Origin of the sequence: Pseudomonas akapageensis (assembly GCF_011355085.1) — a bacterium.
Taxonomy (GTDB): domain Bacteria; phylum Pseudomonadota; class Gammaproteobacteria; order Pseudomonadales; family Pseudomonadaceae; genus Aquipseudomonas; species Aquipseudomonas akapageensis.
Genome location: NZ_VXCP01000034.1, coordinates 96,393 through 115,799 on the forward strand (window position 1 = coordinate 96,393; position 19,407 = coordinate 115,799).

General features: G+C 60.6%; 22 protein-coding genes. 21 read left to right on the top strand and 1 reads right to left on the bottom strand.

Annotated features, from left to right (window positions below):
• Nucleotides 1–177: 177 nt before the first annotated feature.
• From ccmA to F2S13_RS20580, 21 genes are all read left to right on the top strand, one after another.
• A complete protein-coding gene (gene ccmA / locus F2S13_RS20480; RefSeq protein ID WP_166364158.1) occupies nucleotides 178–810 on the top strand; it encodes a cytochrome c biogenesis heme-transporting ATPase CcmA in 633 nt (210 codons plus the stop codon).
• Nucleotides 807–1,475, top strand: a complete 669-nt coding sequence (ccmB, locus tag F2S13_RS20485) for a heme exporter protein CcmB (RefSeq protein ID WP_166364160.1) — start codon at nucleotides 807–809, stop codon at nucleotides 1,473–1,475. The genes ccmA and ccmB overlap by 4 nt, the downstream gene beginning before the upstream one ends.
• A 63-nt stretch (nucleotides 1,476–1,538) precedes the next feature.
• Nucleotides 1,539–2,303, top strand: coding sequence for a heme ABC transporter permease CcmC (locus F2S13_RS20490; protein ID WP_166364254.1), 765 nt, complete (start codon nucleotides 1,539–1,541; stop codon nucleotides 2,301–2,303).
• On the top strand, nucleotides 2,300–2,476 hold the full coding sequence (gene ccmD, locus F2S13_RS20495; RefSeq protein WP_166364162.1) for a heme exporter protein CcmD: 177 nt from the start codon (nucleotides 2,300–2,302) through the stop codon (nucleotides 2,474–2,476). Before F2S13_RS20490 ends, ccmD begins: the two co-directional genes overlap by 4 nt.
• Entirely contained in the window at nucleotides 2,473–2,940 is a 468-nt protein-coding gene (gene ccmE / locus F2S13_RS20500) for a cytochrome c maturation protein CcmE (RefSeq protein ID WP_166364164.1), read from the top strand. The genes ccmD and ccmE overlap by 4 nt, the downstream gene beginning before the upstream one ends.
• Before the next feature lie 19 nt (nucleotides 2,941–2,959).
• Nucleotides 2,960–4,933 carry a heme lyase CcmF/NrfE family subunit gene (locus F2S13_RS20505; protein ID WP_178119036.1) on the top strand — a complete coding sequence of 658 codons (1,974 nt, stop codon included), beginning with the start codon at nucleotides 2,960–2,962 and terminating at the stop codon, nucleotides 4,931–4,933.
• Nucleotides 4,930–5,466 (top strand): DsbE family thiol:disulfide interchange protein, encoded by a 537-nt coding sequence (locus F2S13_RS20510; RefSeq protein ID WP_166364168.1) that lies wholly within the window; start codon nucleotides 4,930–4,932, stop codon nucleotides 5,464–5,466. Before F2S13_RS20505 ends, F2S13_RS20510 begins: the two co-directional genes overlap by 4 nt.
• Nucleotides 5,463–5,939 carry a cytochrome c-type biogenesis protein gene (locus tag F2S13_RS20515; RefSeq protein WP_166364170.1) on the top strand — a complete coding sequence of 159 codons (477 nt, stop codon included), beginning with the start codon at nucleotides 5,463–5,465 and terminating at the stop codon, nucleotides 5,937–5,939. The genes F2S13_RS20510 and F2S13_RS20515 overlap by 4 nt, the downstream gene beginning before the upstream one ends.
• Nucleotides 5,932–7,140, top strand: coding sequence for a c-type cytochrome biogenesis protein CcmI (ccmI, locus tag F2S13_RS20520; RefSeq protein WP_166364172.1), 1,209 nt, complete (start codon nucleotides 5,932–5,934; stop codon nucleotides 7,138–7,140). Before F2S13_RS20515 ends, ccmI begins: the two co-directional genes overlap by 8 nt.
• 58 nt (nucleotides 7,141–7,198) lie before the next feature.
• Nucleotides 7,199–8,068 (top strand): hypothetical protein, encoded by an 870-nt coding sequence (locus F2S13_RS20525; RefSeq protein WP_166364174.1) that lies wholly within the window; start codon nucleotides 7,199–7,201, stop codon nucleotides 8,066–8,068.
• 55 nt (nucleotides 8,069–8,123) lie between these two features.
• Complete coding sequence (locus tag F2S13_RS20530) at nucleotides 8,124–8,537, top strand: hypothetical protein (RefSeq protein ID WP_166364176.1); 414 nt, start codon at nucleotides 8,124–8,126, stop codon at nucleotides 8,535–8,537.
• A gap of 174 nt (nucleotides 8,538–8,711) precedes the next feature.
• Nucleotides 8,712–9,137: a GFA family protein gene (locus tag F2S13_RS20535; protein ID WP_166364178.1), complete on the top strand. Its 426-nt coding sequence runs from the start codon at nucleotides 8,712–8,714 to the stop codon at nucleotides 9,135–9,137.
• Between the two features lie 32 nt (nucleotides 9,138–9,169).
• Nucleotides 9,170–9,655, top strand: coding sequence for an adenosine-specific kinase (locus F2S13_RS20540; RefSeq protein ID WP_166364180.1), 486 nt, complete (start codon nucleotides 9,170–9,172; stop codon nucleotides 9,653–9,655).
• A gap of 45 nt (nucleotides 9,656–9,700) precedes the next feature.
• Nucleotides 9,701–10,111, top strand: coding sequence for a group II truncated hemoglobin (locus tag F2S13_RS20545; protein WP_166364182.1), 411 nt, complete (start codon nucleotides 9,701–9,703; stop codon nucleotides 10,109–10,111).
• Between the two features lie 206 nt (nucleotides 10,112–10,317).
• A complete protein-coding gene (locus tag F2S13_RS20550; RefSeq protein WP_166364184.1) occupies nucleotides 10,318–11,655 on the top strand; it encodes a UDP-glucose dehydrogenase family protein in 1,338 nt (445 codons plus the stop codon).
• On the top strand, nucleotides 11,652–12,638 hold the full coding sequence (locus F2S13_RS20555) for an NAD-dependent epimerase (RefSeq protein WP_166364186.1): 987 nt from the start codon (nucleotides 11,652–11,654) through the stop codon (nucleotides 12,636–12,638). The genes F2S13_RS20550 and F2S13_RS20555 overlap by 4 nt, the downstream gene beginning before the upstream one ends.
• A gap of 41 nt (nucleotides 12,639–12,679) precedes the next feature.
• A complete protein-coding gene (locus F2S13_RS20560; RefSeq protein ID WP_166364188.1) occupies nucleotides 12,680–13,420 on the top strand; it encodes a glycosyltransferase in 741 nt (246 codons plus the stop codon).
• Entirely contained in the window at nucleotides 13,420–13,698 is a 279-nt protein-coding gene (locus tag F2S13_RS20565) for a lipid-A-disaccharide synthase N-terminal domain-containing protein (RefSeq protein WP_166364190.1), read from the top strand. Before F2S13_RS20560 ends, F2S13_RS20565 begins: the two co-directional genes overlap by 1 nt.
• Before the next feature lie 4 nt (nucleotides 13,699–13,702).
• On the top strand, nucleotides 13,703–15,226 hold the full coding sequence (locus F2S13_RS20570; RefSeq protein WP_166364192.1) for a glycosyltransferase family 39 protein: 1,524 nt from the start codon (nucleotides 13,703–13,705) through the stop codon (nucleotides 15,224–15,226).
• Between the two features lie 87 nt (nucleotides 15,227–15,313).
• Nucleotides 15,314–16,768 (top strand): ArnT family glycosyltransferase, encoded by a 1,455-nt coding sequence (locus tag F2S13_RS20575; protein ID WP_246237954.1) that lies wholly within the window; start codon nucleotides 15,314–15,316, stop codon nucleotides 16,766–16,768.
• A 45-nt stretch (nucleotides 16,769–16,813) separates the two neighbouring features.
• Nucleotides 16,814–18,733 carry an LTA synthase family protein gene (locus F2S13_RS20580; protein ID WP_166364194.1) on the top strand — a complete coding sequence of 640 codons (1,920 nt, stop codon included), beginning with the start codon at nucleotides 16,814–16,816 and terminating at the stop codon, nucleotides 18,731–18,733.
• Nucleotides 18,734–18,803: 70 nt separating this feature from the next.
• On the opposite strand, the gene F2S13_RS20585 is transcribed toward F2S13_RS20580, so the two are convergent.
• Nucleotides 18,804–19,403 carry a flavin reductase family protein gene (locus tag F2S13_RS20585; RefSeq protein WP_166364196.1) on the bottom strand — a complete coding sequence of 200 codons (600 nt, stop codon included), beginning with the start codon at nucleotides 19,401–19,403 and terminating at the stop codon, nucleotides 18,804–18,806.
• Nucleotides 19,404–19,407: the final 4 nt, after the last annotated feature.

Genomic DNA, 19,407 nt, shown 5'->3' on the forward strand with positions numbered 1-19,407 from the left:
ATTGCCCTCTTTGCAGCAGGACATGACATGTATAATGCCGCCCGATCTTTCCGGGCGCCTTGAGAACGCAAGTTTACACGCGGCGCTTGCGAACAGGCCGCTGCGCTTTCACTTTAACGGCTGCCGGGCAGCCGACTTGAACCGCGACCCAGACAGTCTCTTTGATAAGGCGATTGCGTGACTCCTCAACTCGAAGCCGTAGCGCTGGCTTGTGAGCGTGACTGGCGGATGCTCTTCGAGAACCTCGAATTGCAACTGGCCGCCGGTGACATGCTGCAGGTCAGCGGCCCCAATGGCAGCGGCAAGACCAGCCTGCTGCGCCTGCTCGCCGGGTTGATGAGGCCCACTCATGGCCAGGTGCTGCTCAATGGAAAGCCCCTGGAGCGCCAGGACAGTGAGCTTGCGCGGGTTCTACTGTGGATCGGCCATGCCGCTGGTATAAAGGACCTGCTCACCCCGGAAGAGAACCTCGCCTGGCTCTGCGCCTTGCATCGCCCGGCCGAGCGCCAGGCGATCTGGCAGGCGCTCGAATCGATCGGCCTGCGCGGTTTCGAAGATGTGCCCTGTCATACCCTGTCTGCCGGGCAACAGCGCCGGGTGGCGTTGGCGCGCCTGTACCTGGACAGCCCACCGTTGTGGATTCTCGACGAACCCTTCACCGCACTGGACAAGCAAGGCGTCGCCCAGCTCGAGCAGCACCTGGCCGCCCATTGCGAGCAGGGCGGGATGGTCGTGTTGACCACCCATCACAGCCTTGAGCGCAAACCGGCTGGATATAGGGAAATCAACCTGGGGCAATGGGCCGTATGAGTGTCTTCACTTTACTTGTCAGCCGCGAAGCGCGACTGTTGTGTCGCCGCCCTGCAGAGTTGGCGAACCCGCTGGTGTTCTTCGCGATCGTGGTTGCGCTGTTCCCGTTGGCGGTCGGTCCTGAGACTCAACTGTTGCAAAATTTGTCACCTGGACTGGTCTGGGTGGCGGCGCTTTTGTCCGTCCTGCTTTCGCTGGACGGGCTTTTTCGCAGTGATTTCGAGGACGGATCCCTGGAGCAGTGGGTCCTTTCGCCGCACCCCCTGCCTCTTCTGGTGCTCGCTAAAGTACTGGCACACTGGGCCTTTTCCGGCCTGGCCCTGGTATTGCTGGCGCCGCTGTTGGCGCTCATGCTGGGCTTGCCAGCGGCCTGTTTGCCTGTATTGTTGGCATCATTGCTGCTTGGTACTCCCGTATTGAGTCTGTTGGGCGCCGTGGGTGCGGCCCTGACAGTCGGTTTGAAGCGTGGCGGCCTGTTACTGGCCCTGCTGATTCTGCCTTTGTATATCCCGGTACTGATCCTGGGCAGTGGCGCCTTGCAGGCAGCCTTGCAAGGGATGCCGGCGACCGGTTACCTGCTCTGGCTTGGCTGCCTGACCGCCCTGGCGGTAACCCTGACACCCTTTGCAATAGCGGCTGGCCTGAAGATCAGCGTCGGCGAATAATGAGGTTCCGGTTACTTGAAAGTGATCGGCAAAGACCCTGGATGTACCGTGATGAAAAGCAGCGTGATGAGCTGGACGTGGTTTCATAAACTGGGTTCGCCCAAGTGGTTCTATGGCATCAGCGGGCGCATGCTGCCCTGGCTGAGCATTGCCGCTGTGCTGCTGATCGGTGTCGGCGTGGTCTGGGGCCTGGCCTTTGCGCCACCGGACTACCAGCAGGGCAACAGTTTCCGCATCATCTATATCCATGTGCCGGCGGCCATGCTTGCCCAGTCCTGCTACGTGATGCTGGCCGTCGCCGGCGTGGTCGGCCTGGTCTGGAAAATGAAAATCGCCGATGTCGCCCTGCAATGCGCCGCGCCCATCGGCGCCTGGATGACCGCCGTGGCGCTGGTCACCGGGGCTATCTGGGGCAAGCCGACCTGGGGCAGCTGGTGGGTCTGGGACGCCCGGCTGACCTCGATGCTGATCCTGCTGTTCCTGTACTTCGGTCTCATTGCCCTGGGCCAGGCGATCAGCAACCGCGAGAGCGCCGCCAAGGCCTGCGCGGTGCTGGCCATCGTCGGTGTGATCAACATCCCGATCATCAAGTACTCGGTAGAATGGTGGAACACCCTGCATCAGGGCGCGACCTTCAAACTCACCGAAAAGCCGGCGATGCCGGTCGAGATGTGGCTGCCGCTGCTGCTCACCGCGCTGGGCTTCTATTGCTTCTTTGGCGCCGTGCTGCTGCTGCGCATGCGCCTGGAAGTGCTCAAGCGCGAGGCGCGCAGCAGTTGGGTCAAGGATGAAGTGATGAGTAGCCTGGGTCGGGAGGGGGCACGATGAGTTTTGCCTCATTCGGCGATTTTCTGGCCATGGGGCACCATGGTCTCTACGTCTGGTCGGCCTACGGCATCTGCCTGACGGTGCTGGCCATCAACGTCGCGGCGCCCTTGCTGGCACGGCGTCGTTATTTGCAAGAAGAGGCGCGTCGTCTGCGCCGGGAGAACAGCAAGTGAATCCGCTGCGTAAAAAACGTCTGATCATCATTCTGGCTCTGCTGGCGGGGGTCGGTGTTGCCGTGGCCCTGGCATTGAGCGCCTTGCAGCAGAACATCAACCTGTTCTACACCCCGACCCAGATCGCCAATGGCGAAGCGCCACTGGATACCCGTATCCGTGCCGGTGGCATGGTCGAGAAGGGTTCGCTGCAGCGTTCCAGCGACTCGCTGGACGTGCGCTTTGTCGTTACCGACTTCAGCAAGTCAGTGACCATCACCTACCGTGGCATTCTTCCGGACCTGTTCCGCGAAGGGCAGGGCATCGTCGCCCTGGGCAAGCTCAATGCCGATGGCGTGGTGGTTGCCGACGAAGTACTGGCCAAACATGACGAGAAATACATGCCGCCGGAAGTGAGCAAGGCGCTCAAGGACAGTGGCCAGACCGCGTCGCCGCCAGCCCCTACACCCGCCAAGCAGGGTTGAGAACATGACCGCTGATCTGTTGATTCCCGAACTCGGCCACCTGGCCATGATCCTCGCGTTGTGCTTCGCCATCGTCCAGGCCATCGTGCCGCTGCTCGGTGCCTGGCGCGGCGACCGGCTGTGGATGGGGTTGGCGCAGCCGGCCGCCTGGGGGCAGTTCACCTTCCTGGTGTTCGCCTTCGGTTGCCTGACCTACGCCTTCATGGCCGACGATTTTTCGGTGGCCTACGTGGCCAGCAACTCCAACAGTGCCTTGCCCTGGTACTACAAGTTCAGTGCCGTCTGGGGTGCCCACGAAGGCTCGTTGCTGCTCTGGGCGCTGATCCTTGGCGGCTGGACCTTCGCCGTTTCGATCTTCTCCCGGCAATTGCCCCAGGTGATGCTGGCGCGGGTGCTGGCGGTAATGGGCATGATCAGCGTCGGCTTCCTGCTGTTCCTGATCCTGACCTCCAACCCGTTCGAACGCCTGTTGCCGCAGGCGCCGATGGACGGTCGCGATCTCAACCCGCTGCTGCAGGACATCGGCCTGATCGTTCACCCGCCGATGCTGTACATGGGCTATGTGGGTTTCTCGGTGGCGTTCGCCTTCGCCATCGCGGCCTTGCTCGGCGGGCGTCTCGATGCGGCCTGGGCGCGCTGGTCGCGGCCCTGGACCATCGTCGCCTGGGCCTTTCTCGGCATCGGCATCACCCTGGGCTCCTGGTGGGCCTACTACGAGCTTGGCTGGGGTGGCTGGTGGTTCTGGGACCCGGTCGAAAACGCCTCGTTCATGCCTTGGCTGGTCGGCACGGCGCTGATCCACTCGCTGGCCGTGACCGAAAAGCGCGGCGTGTTCAAGAGCTGGACCGTGCTGTTGGCCATTGCGGCGTTCTCCTTGAGCCTGCTGGGTACCTTCCTGGTCCGTTCCGGCGTGCTGACCTCGGTGCATGCCTTCGCTTCGGATCCTGAGCGCGGCGTGTTCATCCTGATCTTCCTGCTGTTCGTGGTCGGCGGCTCCCTGACCCTGTTCGCCCTGCGCGCACCGGTGGTCAAGAGCCAGGTGGGTTTTGGCCTGTGGTCGCGTGAAACCCTGCTGCTGGGCAATAACCTGGTGCTGGTGGTGGCGGCGTCGATGATTCTGCTCGGCACCCTGTACCCGCTGGTGCTCGATGCCCTGACCGGGGCCAAGCTGTCGGTCGGCCCGCCGTACTTCAACGCACTGTTCATTCCCTTGATGGGGCTGTTGATGGCGGTCATGGCGGTCGGCGTGGTGGTGCGCTGGAAAGAGACCCCGGTCAAATGGCTGTCGAGCATGCTGACCCCGGTACTGGTCGGCAGCGCCATCATTGCGCCGCTGTGCAGTCTGATCGTCGATGATTTCGATTGGCCGGTGCTGACCACCTTCGCCCTGGCGGCGTGGATTGTGCTGGCCGGTGTGCGCGACATCCTCGACAAGACCCGCCACAAAGGCCTGGTCAAGGGCATGCGCGGCCTGAATCGCAGCTACTGGGGCATGCATCTGGCCCACATTGGTATCGCCGTGTGCGCCATGGGTGTGGTGTTGTCGAGCAACAACAGCGCCGAACGCGACCTGCGCCTGGCGCCGGGCGAATCCATGGAACTGGCCGGGTATCACTTCACCTTCGAGGGTGCAAAGCACTTCGAGGGCCCGAACTTCACCTCGGACAAGGGCACCGTGCGGGTGATCAAGGATGGCCGCGAAGTGACCGTGTTGCACCCCGAGAAACGCTTGTACACCGTGCAGCAATCGGTCATGACCGAGGCCGGGATCGATGCCGGTTTTACCCGTGACATCTACGTGGCCCTGGGCGAACCGCTGGGCGAGGGCGCCTGGGCGGTGCGTGTGCACGTCAAACCGTTCGTGCGCTGGATCTGGCTCGGTGGCCTGCTGACCGGGCTTGGCGGCTTGCTCGCCGCGCTCGATCCGCGTTATCGGGTCAAGGTCAGAAGCCGTGTACGGGAAGTCCTGGGTATGTCTGGAGCGACTGCATGAAGCGTTGGATCATGGTGTTGCCGCTGGCTCTGTTTCTGCTGGTGGCGGTGTTTCTCTATCGGGGTCTGTACCTGAACCCGTCCGAATTGCCTTCGGCAATGATCGGCAAGCCGTTCCCCGAGTTCGCCTTGCCAGCGGTGCAGGGCGGCAAGACCCTGACCCGGGCCGATCTGCTCGGCAAGCCGGCCCTGGTCAACGTCTGGGGGACCTGGTGCATTTCCTGCCGGGTCGAGCACCCGGTGCTGAACAAGCTGGCCGAGCAGGGCGTGCTCATCTACGGCATCAACTACAAGGATGACAACGCCGCCGCGCTGAAATGGCTGGGCGAGTTCCACAATCCCTACCAGCTCAACGTACGTGACGAGCAGGGCACCCTCGGCTTGAACCTGGGTGTGTACGGCGCTCCGGAGACCTTCCTGATCGACGGCAAGGGCGTGATCCGCCACAAGTTCGTCGGCGTGATCGACGAAACCGTCTGGCGCGAACAGCTCGCAGGCCTCTACCAGGGCCTGGTCGACGAGGCCAGGCCATGAAGCGCTGGCTTGCCGCCGCGATACTGGGCCTGAGCCTGGCCGGCGTGGCCCATGCGGCCATCGATACCTACCAGTTCGCCAACGATGCCGACCGCGAGCGCTTTCACCAGCTGACCAAAGAGCTGCGTTGCCCCAAGTGCCAGAACCAGGACATCGCCGACTCCAACGCACCCATCGCCGCCGACTTGCGTCGCGAGATTTTTCGCATGCTCGGCGAAGGCAAGGACAATCAGCAGATCGTCGACTTCATGGTCGATCGCTACGGTGATTTCGTGCGCTACAAGCCAGCGCTCAATTCGCGGACCTGGTTGCTCTGGTTTGGCCCGGCCGGGCTGCTGCTGGGCGGGCTGGTGGTGATTGCCGTGATTGTCCGGCGTCGCCGCAGCCAGCGTGCCGAGGGCGTCACCGAACTATCCGAAGCGGAGCGTCAGCGCCTCGCCCAACTGCTGGACAAAGACCAAACCCATGATTGAATTCTGGCTTGCTGCGGGCCTGCTGTTGCTGGTAGCCCTGAGTTTTCTGCTGATTCCCGTTTTGCGCGGCCGTCGTGCCCAACAGGAAGAAGACCGTACCGCGTTGAACGTGGCCCTTTACCAGGAGCGCGTGGCCGAGTTGCAGGCCGAACAGGACGAAGGCGTGCTCAGCAGCGCGCAAATGGACAGTGGTCGCGCCGAGGCTGCCCGTGAATTGCTCGCCGACACCGAAGGCGCCGAGCCCCTGCGGGTATCGCGTCTGGGCAAGCCGTTGCCGATTTTCGCGGCAGTGCTGGTGCCGGTATTGGGCCTGGGCCTGTACCTGCATTTTGGTGCCAGCGACAAGGTCGAACTGACCCGCGAATTCTCCCGGGCCCCCACGTCCATGGAAGACATGACCCAGCGCCTGGAGCGTGCCGTCGCCGCCCAGCCGGACTCGCCCGAAGGTCTGTACTTCCTCGGCCGCACTTACATGACCCAGGATCGTCCCGCCGATGCGGCGAAGATGTTCGAGCGCACCCTGGCCTTGGCGGGTCGTCAGCCGGAATTGCTGGGCCAGTTGGCGCAAGCCCGGTATTTTGCCAGCGGCAAGCAATGGAGCCCGGAGCTCCAGGCCCTGACCGACGAAGCGCTCAAGGCCGATCCCAAGGAAGTCACCAGTCTCGGCCTGTTGGGTATCGCCGCATTCGAAGGCGAGCGTTACCAGCAAGCCATCGATTACTGGCAGCGTCTGCTCGAGCTGCTGCCGGCCGACGACGCCTCGCGTTCCGCCCTCGAAGGTGGCATCAAGCGTGCCAGCGAGAAGCTGCTGGCCAGCGGTGGCAAGGTCGAAACGGCGCCTGCCGTGGCGGACAAGGGTGAGGTTCGACTCAAGGTCCGGGTCGAGCTGGGCGCCGAGCTCAAGGCCAGGGTCAAGCCCGATGACAGCGTCTTCATCTTTGCCCGCGCAAGCTCCGGTCCACCCATGCCGCTGGCGGCCAAGCGCCTGACCGTGGCCGACCTGCCCGTGGAAGTGGAGTTGAGCGATGCCGATGCGATGATGCCGCAACTCAAGCTGTCGAACTTCCCCGAGGTCCAGCTGGTGGCGCGCATTTCCCGTGCAGGCCAGCCGACCAAGGGCGAGTGGGTCGGTCGCAGCAAGCCGCTGGCCAACACCACCAAGGCCCAGCAGCAGTTGACCATCGACAGCCCGGAGCAATAAGGGTCAAGAATCACCGCATCCGGCCGATGGGGTACTACCTCTCATTGGCCGGCGTTTCATGAAGCATCAACTCCTTAATCCCTATCTGCGTCTTACCCTGTTTTCGCTGGCACTATTGCTCGGCGCTGTCTATTGGCCGGGGGCCATGAACGTATTGCAGCACCTGGGTTGGTTGGCACTGCTGTTCGTGTTTTTCTGCAGTTTTTTCTGCTGGGTCTTTATCTCCTGCTGGCGGTTGAACGAAGTCTGGCTCAAACGCGTCGATTACCTCTGGCTGGCGCTGGTTTGCGGGGCCGTTGTGGAAGTCGCGGAGCATTTGCGCGCAGGCTCGCTGCAATGGCCAAACCTGCATTTCGCCCCCTTGCTGTTGGTTCTCGCCGTGGCGCTGCGCGTTGCCAGGGTCAAGGGCGAGATTCATCTCAAGACGCCGCGTGACACTACGCTGTGGCTGGTGGTCGACCGGCAATTGATCATCCCCATGCCCAATCCGTTGCTGAGTCGGGATGCCTTGAAGGCGCGCTTGCTCCAAATGTTCAAGCAGTGGAGCACGCGCAGGTATTCCCGGGTGTTCGTGCGCATTGCAGGTTCGGCAGCAGCCCGCGCGATGTCGTCTGCCGATCTTGTGGTTCCGATCAGCCCTGGCTTGAAAGATTGCGAGTTCGAACTGGATGTTCGCAAGGGCCTGGCAGACACGCCATTGGCAGGCTGGATCGCCGCACAATCGGTGCACACCGTCTATCTTTTTGGCGTCATGGACCTTCAGGTGCTCGAAGCATTGGTCAAGTGGGGTGAGCAGGTGGGAGTGGAAATCTTCCTGGATAACGGCAACAGCCTGCGTTTCGAGCAAGAGTGGCGAGTCGACTTGACGGATACCGCGAATGCGGCCTTGGCTTTAAAGCGGTTGAGTGAAACTGTCGAGCAAGTCTGAAGTCCAACGGGTGACGTACAACCTCTGTCACCCGAACTTATAAGAGAACACCGCAATGGCCGTCATCGCTCGCATTACCCTTATGACATTGATACTGGGATTGAGCGCCTGTGTGGTCCAGCCACCGACCGAGCCGACCGAGCCGCCGCGGCCGACGTCGCCGCCTGCCGGACCTGCCGTCAAACCACATCCCGGCCCCAGCACTGTCCCGAGCAAGCCGCCGACACAAACGCAGAAGCCCATGCCGCGCACCTCGGCCAGCTTCGCACCACCTCCGGGCGGTGCCAGCCATTGGGATCCGCGCATGGGCGTCTATGTGCTGGAAGGGCAGACCAATACCTTCTACCGCCAGCGCACCTATTACCGTTGGAACAACGGCTGGAGCTGGGCGACCAGCCTGCAGGGGCCGTGGCAGGAAACCGATAGCAGTGGCGTGCCGGGTGGCCTGGGGCGGGCCTTCGCGCAGTAGCCTTTTCTCCTCGTTCCCACGCGCAGCAAAGGAATGCCTGCGCAGACGCTCAGCGTCGTGACGCCGGAGCGTCAGACTCTGCATTCCTTTGCTGCGCGTGGGAACGAGTGAAAGCATTCGGGTCTATCCTTTCGAGTTCCCGCAACCACAGACCCAAATCTGCAGGAGGAACTCATGACCTCAAGGATCGAAAAAAACGGCAGCTGCCTATGCGGCGCCGTCGCGTTCTCACTCAGCCTCAAACATCCCACCTTCGGTGCCTGCCATTGCAGCATGTGCCGCAAGTGGTGCGGCGGGCCACTCTTGTCTGTCGATACCGATACCCCCGTGAAGTACCTGCGTGGCGAGGACAATATCCGGGCCTTTTCCTCCTCCGAATGGGCCGAGCGAGGCTTTTGCGTCACCTGCGGCAGCCATCTGTTCTATCGTTTCAAACAGGGCGGCTTTTATTCGGTGCCGCTGGGCCTGCTTGAATCTCCCGAGGATCTAACCTTCCACTTGCAGGTCTTTATCGATGAAAAACCATCGAACTACTGCTTCGGTAATCAGACCAAGACCATGACCGGAGAGCAGGTCATCGCTCAATTCAGCCAGGAGTAAGGGCCAGCACGCTTGATCGCAGGAGCCTCGCGATGCAATTGATCACCGTTAAAGTCGAAAAGCCGGAAGAAACGAATTTCATTCTCGGCCAGGCGCATTTCATCAAGACTGTCGATGACATCCATGAAGCCCTGGTCTCGAGCGTGCCAGGCATCAAGTTCGGCGTGGCGTTCTGCGAGGCTTCCGGCCAGTGCCTGGTGCGCTGGTCCGGCACCGATCCTGCGATGATCGCGCTTGCGCAGAAGAACGCGAACACCCTGGCCGCCGGGCACAGTTTCATCATTTTCCTGGCCGACGGTTTTTATCCGCTGAACGTATTGAACACCCTGAAGTCGGTGCCCGAGGTCTGTCGTATATTCTGTGCCACGGCCAATCCCACCGAGGTGATTGTGGTCGAGACGCCCCAGGGGCGCGGCATCCTGGGAGTCGTCGACGGGCTATCGCCCCAGGGGATCGAAGGTGACGATGACATTTTGTCGCGCAAGGACCTGCTCAAAAGGATTGGCTACAAGCTTTGAGTGACAGGCTGTCTTGGTACAATGTGGTTTTGCCGAGGACATGTCATGACTCAATACGGTGTTGGCGACGCCTCCTATCAGGCAGCCGGTGGCATCGAGGGCCTGCGCCGGCTGGTCGATGACTTCTACCGTTTGATGGATGAGCTGCCTGAAGCGGCCCAGCTTCGTCGCATGCATCCAGCGAGCCTGGCGCCTGCGCGTGATAAACTTGCGTGTTTTCTCAGCGGATGGCTGGGCGGGCCAAAGCTGTACAGCGAAAAGTACGGCGCGATCTCGATTCCGTCCTTCCATGCACAGTGGCCGATTGACGAGTCGGGTAGTGCTGCCTGGTTGAACTGCATGGAGCGGGCAATTGCATTGCAGGACTATGCCCCGGAATTTTCCGAGTACCTGCTGACGCAGCTGCGGGTACCGGCGCGGCGGGTCGTGGAAGCGAGCCGAAATCGTCACGGTTGAGCGCGCAAACCCGCGTAAATACTGGGCGCAACGGAAAATTCACATTTAAACGACATTTTTTTTTGCGCCTTGCGCCAAGTATGCGCAGGTTTTTTATACCGCTTTGATACCGGCCATTTTTCTTGCGAGCCTACTTCTGAACGAGGGTGGCATGGCATTATGTGTTCTTTTCTGAAAAAGCCTTTGGTTTCGACACGGAGTAGTACATGAAGGTTACGGTATTTGGTACCGGTTATGTAGGGCTGACACAGGCGGCTTGTCTCGCCGAGGTCGGCCATTCGGTCTGTTGCATCGATGTGGATGCACAACGCATCGAATTGCTCAATCAGGGCCATTCTCCGATATTCGAGCCGGGCCTTGCGCCAATGCTGGAGAAGAACATTGCCTCCGGACGGCTGGTGTTCACCACCGATCAGGCCCGGGCCGTGGGGCATGCCGACATCATTTTCATCGCCGTGGGCACGCCGCCGTTGCCCGATGGCAGCGCAGACCTGCGCAATGTGTTCGCGGTGGTCGACACCATCCTGACCCATTCTCTGCACGGCAAGACCATCGTCAACAAATCCACGTCCCCGGTCGGGACCGTGGACCGGATCAAGGACAAGATCGCCAGGCACTTCGATGACGGCAAGGGCAAGAACAGCTTCCATGTGATCAGCAATCCCGAATTCCTCAAGGAAGGTTCGGCCATCAACGATTGCATGCGCCCGGAGCGGATCATCATCGGTGGCGCCGAAGGTGCGGATGTGGAGCTCCTCAAGGAGCTTTACCAGCCTTTCAGCCGCAACCGTGAAAAGATCATCGTCATGGATGCCCGCAGCGCCGAGCTCACCAAATATGCCGCCAACTGCATGCTCGCGACCAAGATTTCGTTCATCAATGAAATGGCCAACCTGGCCGAACTCATGGGAGCGGACATCGAGATGGTCCGCCGTGGCATCGGTTCGGACTCGCGCATCGGCTATGACTTCATCTACCCGGGCTGTGGCTTCGGCGGCTCCTGTTTCCCCAAGGACATCAGTGCACTACAGGAAACGGCCAAAAGCCTGGGTTTCGAGCCTCGTCTGCTGCAGGCCGTAGAAGAGGTCAACAAGCGCCAGAAGCATCGTCTGTTCGAGAAGATCAGCCGGCATTACCAGGGCTCCTTGAGTGGCAAGACCTTCGCGGTCTGGGGCCTGGCCTTCAAACCCAATACCGACGACATGCGTGAAGCCTCCAGCAATGTCCTGTTGCAATCGCTGTGGGAAGCTGGTGCGCGTGTTCAGGCCCATGACCCTGAGGCCATGGGCGAAGCCCGCCGCATTCATGGCGAGCGTGACGACCTGATGCTCATGGAAAACAAGGAAGCCGCCCTGGTAGGCGCCGATGCCCTGGTGATCGTCACCGAGTGGCAGGATTTCCGAGTGATCGATCTGGATGCGGTGCCTGATCAACTGGCCGATCGGGTGGTGTTCGATGGTCGCAATCTGTTCGACCCCGCCCACATGGAAGCTGCAGGGCTCAAGTATTACGGTATTGGCCGCGGCCGGGTGATCCCGCAATGACAGTACTGATCACCGGTGCAGCGGGCTTTATCGGTTTCCACACGGCCAAGCGTCTCTGCGAAGCGGGGCTGGAAGTTGTCGGGATCGATAACCTCAACGATTACTACGACGTCGAGCTCAAGCGTGCTCGGTTGGCGCAGTTGGCGGTCTACCCGAATTTCCGCTTTCAGCTGCTCGACATCGTCGATAAGGCAGAGTTGCTCGAGCTGTTCCAGGCCCAGCCGTTTACCGAAGTCATTCATTTGGCAGCGCAGGCGGGTGTTCGCTACTCGCTGGAAAATCCAGACGCCTATGCGGCATCCAACCTCGTTGGATTTCTCAATATCCTCGAGGCTTGCCGGCAGGTTAAGCCCAAGCACCTCATCTACGCGTCCAGCAGCTCGGTGTATGGCTTGAATAGCAAGCTGCCGTATTGCGTCGAGGATCCGGCCGATTGCCCGGCTTCCTTTTATGCAGCGACCAAGCGTGCCAATGAACTGATGGCGCACAGCTATTCGCACCTTTACGGGATCGAGACCAGTGGCCTGCGCTTTTTCACCGTGTATGGACCATGGGGTCGTCCCGACATGGCCCCGATCTTGTTCACCGAGGCGATCTTGAAAAATCAGCCCATCAATATCTACAACGATGGGCAGATGTCGCGTGATTTCACATATATCGATGACATCGTTGAAGGCATTTTTCGCCTTCGTCTGAAGCCGCCATCTTGTCAGGCCAATCCAGTGCCGGGCAGCGCCATGAACAAGGTTTACAACATCGGCAGGGGCTCGCCGGTTAAACTGCTGGACTTCGTTGAATGCATTGAGAACGCCATAGGCGTCAAGGCCCAACGCAATTACATGCCCATGCAGTCGGGTGATGTAGTCCAGACCTGGGCCGATGTGTCAGCACTGGCGCAATGGGTCGATTTCTACCCGCAAGTGTCTGTTGAGGCCGGGGTATCTGAATTTATAAAGTGGTACCGAAGCTATTACGGGGTGTAGTTCGGTTTCATCTTTGTAAAAACAACAACACTGAGGCAGTTATGAGTGACAGTATTTACGTTTCCGTTTTGATTCCCGCCAAGAACGAAGCCAGCAATTTGCCCCCCTTGCTGGAAGAGATTCGCCTGGCAATGGCCGATGAGGCCTACGAAGTCATCGTGGTCGATGACGGCAGTACCGATAACAGCGTTGCCGAATTGCGTGCCATGAAAGCCGGCGGATTCAGCCAACTGCGAATCCTCACCCACACCCGCTCGCTGGGCCAGAGCACCTCGATCTATCACGCAGCGCTTGCTGCGCGTGGTCACTGGCTGGCGACGCTCGATGGCGACGGTCAGAACGATCCTGCGGATATCCCCGGGATGCTGGCGCTGGTGCGCGGCAGTGAAGGGGTTACCGGTGGCGTCAAGCTGGTAGCGGGCCATCGCGTCAATCGTCGCGATACCGCCAGCAAACGCTGGGCCTCGCGTTTTGCCAATGGCCTGCGCAGCCGCATGCTCAAGGATGCCACGCCCGATACAGGTTGCGGCCTGAAAGTCGTGGAGCGCGAGGCGTTTTTGAGCCTGCCTTACTTCGATCACATGCACCGATACATACCTGCCTTGATTCAGCGTCACAACGGCAAGATGATCGTTCATCCCGTCAATCATCGTCATCGCGGCGCCGGTGTCTCGAAGTACGGCAACCTTGACCGTGCGCTGGTCGGTATTCTCGATCTGTTCGGCGTGTGGTGGTTGATCAAGCGCACCCGTTTGAATGCAATACCGCAGGAAGTCGAATGATGAACTTGACCAGAGAAACGCTGTGGCTGGTGGTCGGTTTTGCCGGCCAGGTCGTGTTTACCGGGCGTTTTGCCCTGCAGTGGCTGTACAGCGAATACAAGAAGCGCAGCGTGATTCCGGTGGGCTTCTGGTATTTGAGCATTCTGGGCAGCGCCTTGCTGCTGGCTTATGCGATTTACCGTGAAGACCCGGTGTTCATCGTTGGTCAATCGTTCGGCTTTGTCGTGTACCTGCGTAACCTGCAATTGATTGCCCGTCACAAAGAGCTCAAGGAATAGCCCGGTGTTTAAACACTTGTCACCACGGACCGAATGCATCCTATTGGTGCTGCTGGCGTTGCTGCTGATCGGGGCGGGCCTGGGCCTGCGCCAGCCGATCAACGTCGACGAAGAGCGCTTTCTCGGTGTTTCCCTGGAAATGCTGCAGAGCGGTTCCTGGTTTGTCCCCCACCGCGCGGCGGAAATCTACCCCGACAAGCCGCCGCTGTTCATGTGGGCGGTGGCATTCTTCACGATGCTGACCGGGCTACCGAAGGTGGCGCTGTACCTGCCGGGACTGATTTCCGGTGCCGTGGCGACGGCGTGCCTGTATGACCTGGGACGGCGTTTGTGGAACCGCCGTGTCGGCCGGATCGCGGCGCTGCTGTTCCTGGCGACCTACCAGACCTACAGCATCCTGCGAACCGGGCAGATCGACAGTTTTCTCTGCCTGTGGATCGCCTTGGGCATGTATGGCCTGGTACGCCATTTGCTGCTGGGCCCGGCATGGGGTTGGTTCTATGCGGCGTGCGCAGCCATGGGGCTGGGCATTGCAAGCAAGGGCGTGGGCTTTGTACCGGCGCTGATGTTGATTCCCTACGCCTATGCGGTCCATAAGGGCTGGCGCGGCGTCGTGGCCATGCCCAATCGCAAGGGTGCCTGGTTTCTAGGGCTGCTGGTGACCCTGGCGGCGATCGGCGTCTGGCTGTTGCCAGTATTGATTTCGGTTGCCGTTCAGCAAGATGCCGACGGTGTGGCGTACCTGAAGAATATTCTGTTGCACCAGACCGCCCAGCGTTATGCCAGCGCCTGGGAACACCAGGAACCGTTCTGGTATTTCATCGTCAAGGTGATTCCGAAGTACTGGCTGCCGATGTTCCTCGCGTTGCCATGGTTCGTGCCAGCCTGGCGCCGTCAGTTGCTCAAGCATGACGGCCGGATCCTGGTCCTGTTGGGTTGGGTGGTGCTGGTACTGGTGTTCTTCAGCCTCAGCAGCGGCAAGCGCAAGCTGTACATCTACCCGGCCTTGCCTGGCCTGGCGCTGGCGGCGGCGCCACTGGTGCCCTGGTTGTTGCGTCGCTGGTTCGCCGGACGGCCATTGGGGCGCAAGGTCTTCACCGGGTTGGTGGTGGCGTGGTTCTGCATCTGGTTTGCCCGCGGCTTCATCGAACCGGTCAAGGAGGGGGCCAACCCCCACGAAGACATCATGCGTCAGGCCGCTACCCTGACCAACGGTGCCGAGCTCGTTCTGTCTGGTTGGCGAGAGGGTCATTGGTTGTTCGCGCAGCAACCCATCGTTCATTTCGGCTTCCTCGAAGGCTCGACCGTCGATCAGGCTGCCCTGTGGTTGCGTGGCCATCCAAAGGACTTTGCCCTGGTACCCGCCCATGACATGGCGCGGTGCTTCATGCCCGAAAAGGGCCGCACGCTGGGTGCGACCTCGCGTGCCGAGTTCGTGGTCGTGGGGGCCGACGCGGACAACGGCAAGTGCAACCCCGAGCCGCCGGCTCGCGTGTACCGGTTCGCCTGGCACAAACCCCTCCTGTAATGCAGTTGTGAACAATCCCCCGGGCGTCGTCGCCCGGTGGATTCCTACGCCCTCCAGAAACCCAAGACACCGATCCAGGACGGAAACATGAGTGCGCAGCCAATGAAGTCGAATAGCGAAAACAGGTTGTTGTTCTGGAGCACCGTGCTGATGGCAACCCTGGTGCTGCTGCTGTTTTTCTGGGGGCTGGGTTCGCTGTCCTTTCTCAGCCTCAACGAAGCGCGTCGTGCTATCTCTGCCCGGGAGATGCATGCGAGCGGACAGTGGTTGTTGCCGTATATGAACGGTGACTTGTACCTGTCCAAGCCACCGCTGTTTTACTGGCTGGAACTGATCTCTTCGCAGCTGTTGGGTTCGGTGTCCGAGTGGAGCGTACGCTTGCCTTCGGCCGTGTTCGCCACGGTCTGCTGTCTGGCGGTATATCGGTTCGGCGTAAAGCTGGCGGGGCGGCAGGTTGGAATGTACGCCGTCATTTTCCTGGCCGCGAACGCCGGGTTCAGTTTGTTCGCCCGGCGCGCCGAAATTGAAATGGCGCTGACCGGCATGGTCTTCGTTGCCGTCTACGCGGCCTGGCAGTTCCTGTTCCAGCAAGGCAGCCGTGCCTGGGCGCTGCTCAGTTACGCGCTGTTGGGCTTTGGTCTGCTGACCAAGGGGCCCGTCACGCTGCTCTGGGTCATCGTGCCCATCCTGGTGTATGCGCTACTGACACGCGACTCGCGGGCCAAGGCCTACCTGAGCTATATCCCCGGCTGGCTGCTGATGCTGGCCATCGGCAGCTCATGGTACCTGGCGGTGTCGCTGAAAGAAGGGTGGGGCATCTGGTCGGCGGTGCTGCAGGAAGACATCGTCAAGAAGATCAACGGCAGCGGCGCCGAGACCTGGTACGCCTACCTGCAGTATCTGGCCGGTGACTTCTTCCCGTTCTGGCTGATCCTGCTGGTGCGCCCTCGGCAGCTGTGGCAAGACATCCGCTCCAACCGCGAGCTGATGTTCCTGACGTGTTGCTGCCTGGTCCCTTTAGTGCTGTTTTCGTTTTTCTCCGAGAAACACGCCAAGTACCTGCTGCCGACTTACCCGGCCATTGTCTTGCTACTGGCCTGGCAATGGGCGAAGGTATTGGCGGCTATCCAGGGCAAATGGCGGCATGTGTTAGTCTGGCTGCCATGGATCCTGTTGTGCGGCTTCGTGCTGTTCTACAGTTGTTTCGAAGCGCGGGTGTTCGCCCATCGCATCAAGGCCTTTCCAGAAGTGGATAAAGCGGTCGCCAGCTATCCCGGCCAGCCGTTCTACACGATCGGGTCACCGGACATACGTCTGGTCTATTACGCAGGCCGGCATGTCACACCACTGACCATCGAACAAGTGCAGCAGCGCAGTGCATCGCCGGGCTTGCTCTTTGTCACCGAGCCGCTGCCAGTTGCGCTGGAAGGCTTGAAGTCATGTACCCTTGCGCGTTTCGACCCTTACCTGAAAAGAAAGCGGGCCGCGCTGTTGATCGGATTGGGGTCTACCTGCCAAGCGGAGCACCTGTCTGTGCCTTGAGACGAGGTGTACGCTCGGCACCTGGCAAGATAAAAGGAATTTACAATGCGTTTGTCTCAATCGGCGCCCGGGCGCTATTTGCTGTTGCTGACCACGACCTGGTTCGTGATCTTTCTGCTGACCCGAGGGGTCCTGTTCTTCAGCCACCTGGATGAGGCCGGCAGCAGCTACCTGCCGACATTCGGCATCGGTCTGTTCTATGACCTGGCCTTCCTGGTGTACACCGCATTGCCCCTGGGCCTCTATCTGCTGTTCTGCCCGCCGCGGCTGTGGCGCACACGCGCACACCGGGTGTTCCTGCAGGTCGTGCTGACCCTCAGCATTTTCATCATGCTGTTCACCGCCGTCGCCGAATGGCTGTTCTGGGACGAGTTTGGCGTACGTTTCAACTTCATTGCCGTGGACTACCTGGTTTATTCCGATGAGGTGTTGAACAACATCCTGGAGTCCTACCCGATAGGCACGCTGCTGAGCATTCTTGCGGTCGTCGCCATCGGCCTGAGCCTGCTGCTGCGCAAGCCGCTCCAGCGTGCGCTGGACGCGCCCCTGCCGGTTTGGCGCCAACGCCTGGTCGGTGCCGCAGGCCTGTTCATCCTGACCGGGCTGTGCATGCAGTTCGTAGACCAGGACAGCCCACGTGGCCAGGGCGGCAACGCCTACCAACGGGAACTGGCCAGCAATGGCCCTTATCAGTTCTTCGCCGCGTTCAGGAACAACGAACTCGATTACCAGCAGTTCTACAGCAGCTTGCCGGTCGATGAGGTGGCCAAACAGATCCGCACGGAACTGAGCGAACCCAATGCACAGTTCGTCGGCACCGACCCGCTCGACATCCGCCGCACGATTACCAACCCGGGCACGCCGACCACCCCGAACATCATTCTGGTGACCATCGAGAGCCTGAGCGCCAAGTACCTTGGCAGCAACGGTGACGAGCGCAACCTGACTCCCAATCTGGATGCACTGCGCAAGCAGAGCCTGTACTTCAACAACTTCTACGCCACCGGTACCCGTACCGACCGCGGGCTCGAAGCCATTACCCTGTCGATTCCGCCAACTCCCGGCCGCTCGATCGTCAAGCGGGTAGGGCGCGAGAGCGGTTTTGCCAGCTTCGGCCAGCAGCTGGCGGCCGTGGGCTATGACAGCGTGTTCGTCTACGGCGGTCGCGGTTACTTCGACAACATGAATGCCTTCTTCAGTGGCAATGGCTATCGGGTTGTCGATCAGAGCAGCGTCAAGGAGTCGGATATCAGCTTCAAGAATGCCTGGGGCATGTCGGATGAAGACCTCTACACCCAGGCGCTGAAGCTGGCGGACGCCGATCATGCCAATCAGGTGCCCTTCCTGTTGCAATTGATGACGACGTCGAACCACCGGCCATACACCTACCCTGAGGGGCGTATCGACATCAAGTCGGGCAATGGTCGTGATGGTGCGGTGAAGTACACCGACTACGCGATTGGCCAGTTCCTTGAGCAGGCACGGAAAAAGCCGTGGTTCGACAACACCATTTTCGTCTTCGTTGCCGACCACACCGCCGGGAGCGCGGGCAAGGAAGACTTGCCGATCAACAACTATCAGATCCCGCTGTTCATCTATGCACCCAAGCTGATCGAAGCCAGGGAAGTGTCGCACCTGGCCAGCCAGATCGATCTGGCGCCAACGCTGCTGGCCATGTTGAACATGAGCTACACCTCAACTTTCTTCGGCCGCAACCTGTTGGTGGATAACCCGTTGCCACCGCGGGTACTGGTGGGCAATTATCAGCACCTGGGCCTGTTCGACGGCACCAACCTGGCGATCCTCAGCCCGCGTGGCGGCCTGCGCCGTCACGACCAGGCCCTGGGTGAAAGTCATGAAGTGGTCAGCACCTCGGCAGACCCGTTGATCGTTCGCGCCATCACCTATTACCAGACCGCCAGTTATGGCTTCAAACAACACCTGCTCGATTGGCTGCAAGAGTAGAGTTGTCTTGCAGTGACAGCGTCGGCTATTCGATCTCGTTCCCACTTTCAGCGTGAAGTGGGAGCGAGCGTCAGCTCTCCAGCATTTTCCCGTCCAGCGCATCCCCGATTTTCAAGAAATGCCCGCCGGCCACATGGTGCAAGGTGCGCAGCTCATCCTGCCCCGTGAAGTTCCAGCGGCCGTCCTTGAATACCCGTTCGTCGGCTTGTGCGGCGATGACTTCGCCGAGAAACAGGTCGTATTGCTGCTGGTTGTGGGGTTCGGGCAGGAGCCGGCACTCCAGCCAGGCAACGCAGCCGTCCAGCAGAGGGGCTGTGCAGGTGGAGCTGGTGAAGGTTGGCAGGCCGTAGCGCTCGAACTTGTCCTGTTCGGCGCCCTGGCTGATTTCAAGCCCGGAGGTGGAACCGACCGTCTGGACGATATCGACTTGCCGGGCGCAGGGGATATTGAGTACGAAGGTACCGGCAGCTTCCAGCAGTTGCCGGGTCCAGGTGCTTTTGTCGAGCACCACGGCAACCTTGGGTGGCTCGAAATCCAGCGGCATGGCCCAGGCGGCGGCCATGATATTGCGTTGTCCGCCATGGGCGGCGCTGACCAGCACGGTCGGGCCGTGGTTGATCAGGCGGTAGGCTTTGGACAGGGGGACGGGGCGGCGGTGGGATGCGGTCATGGAT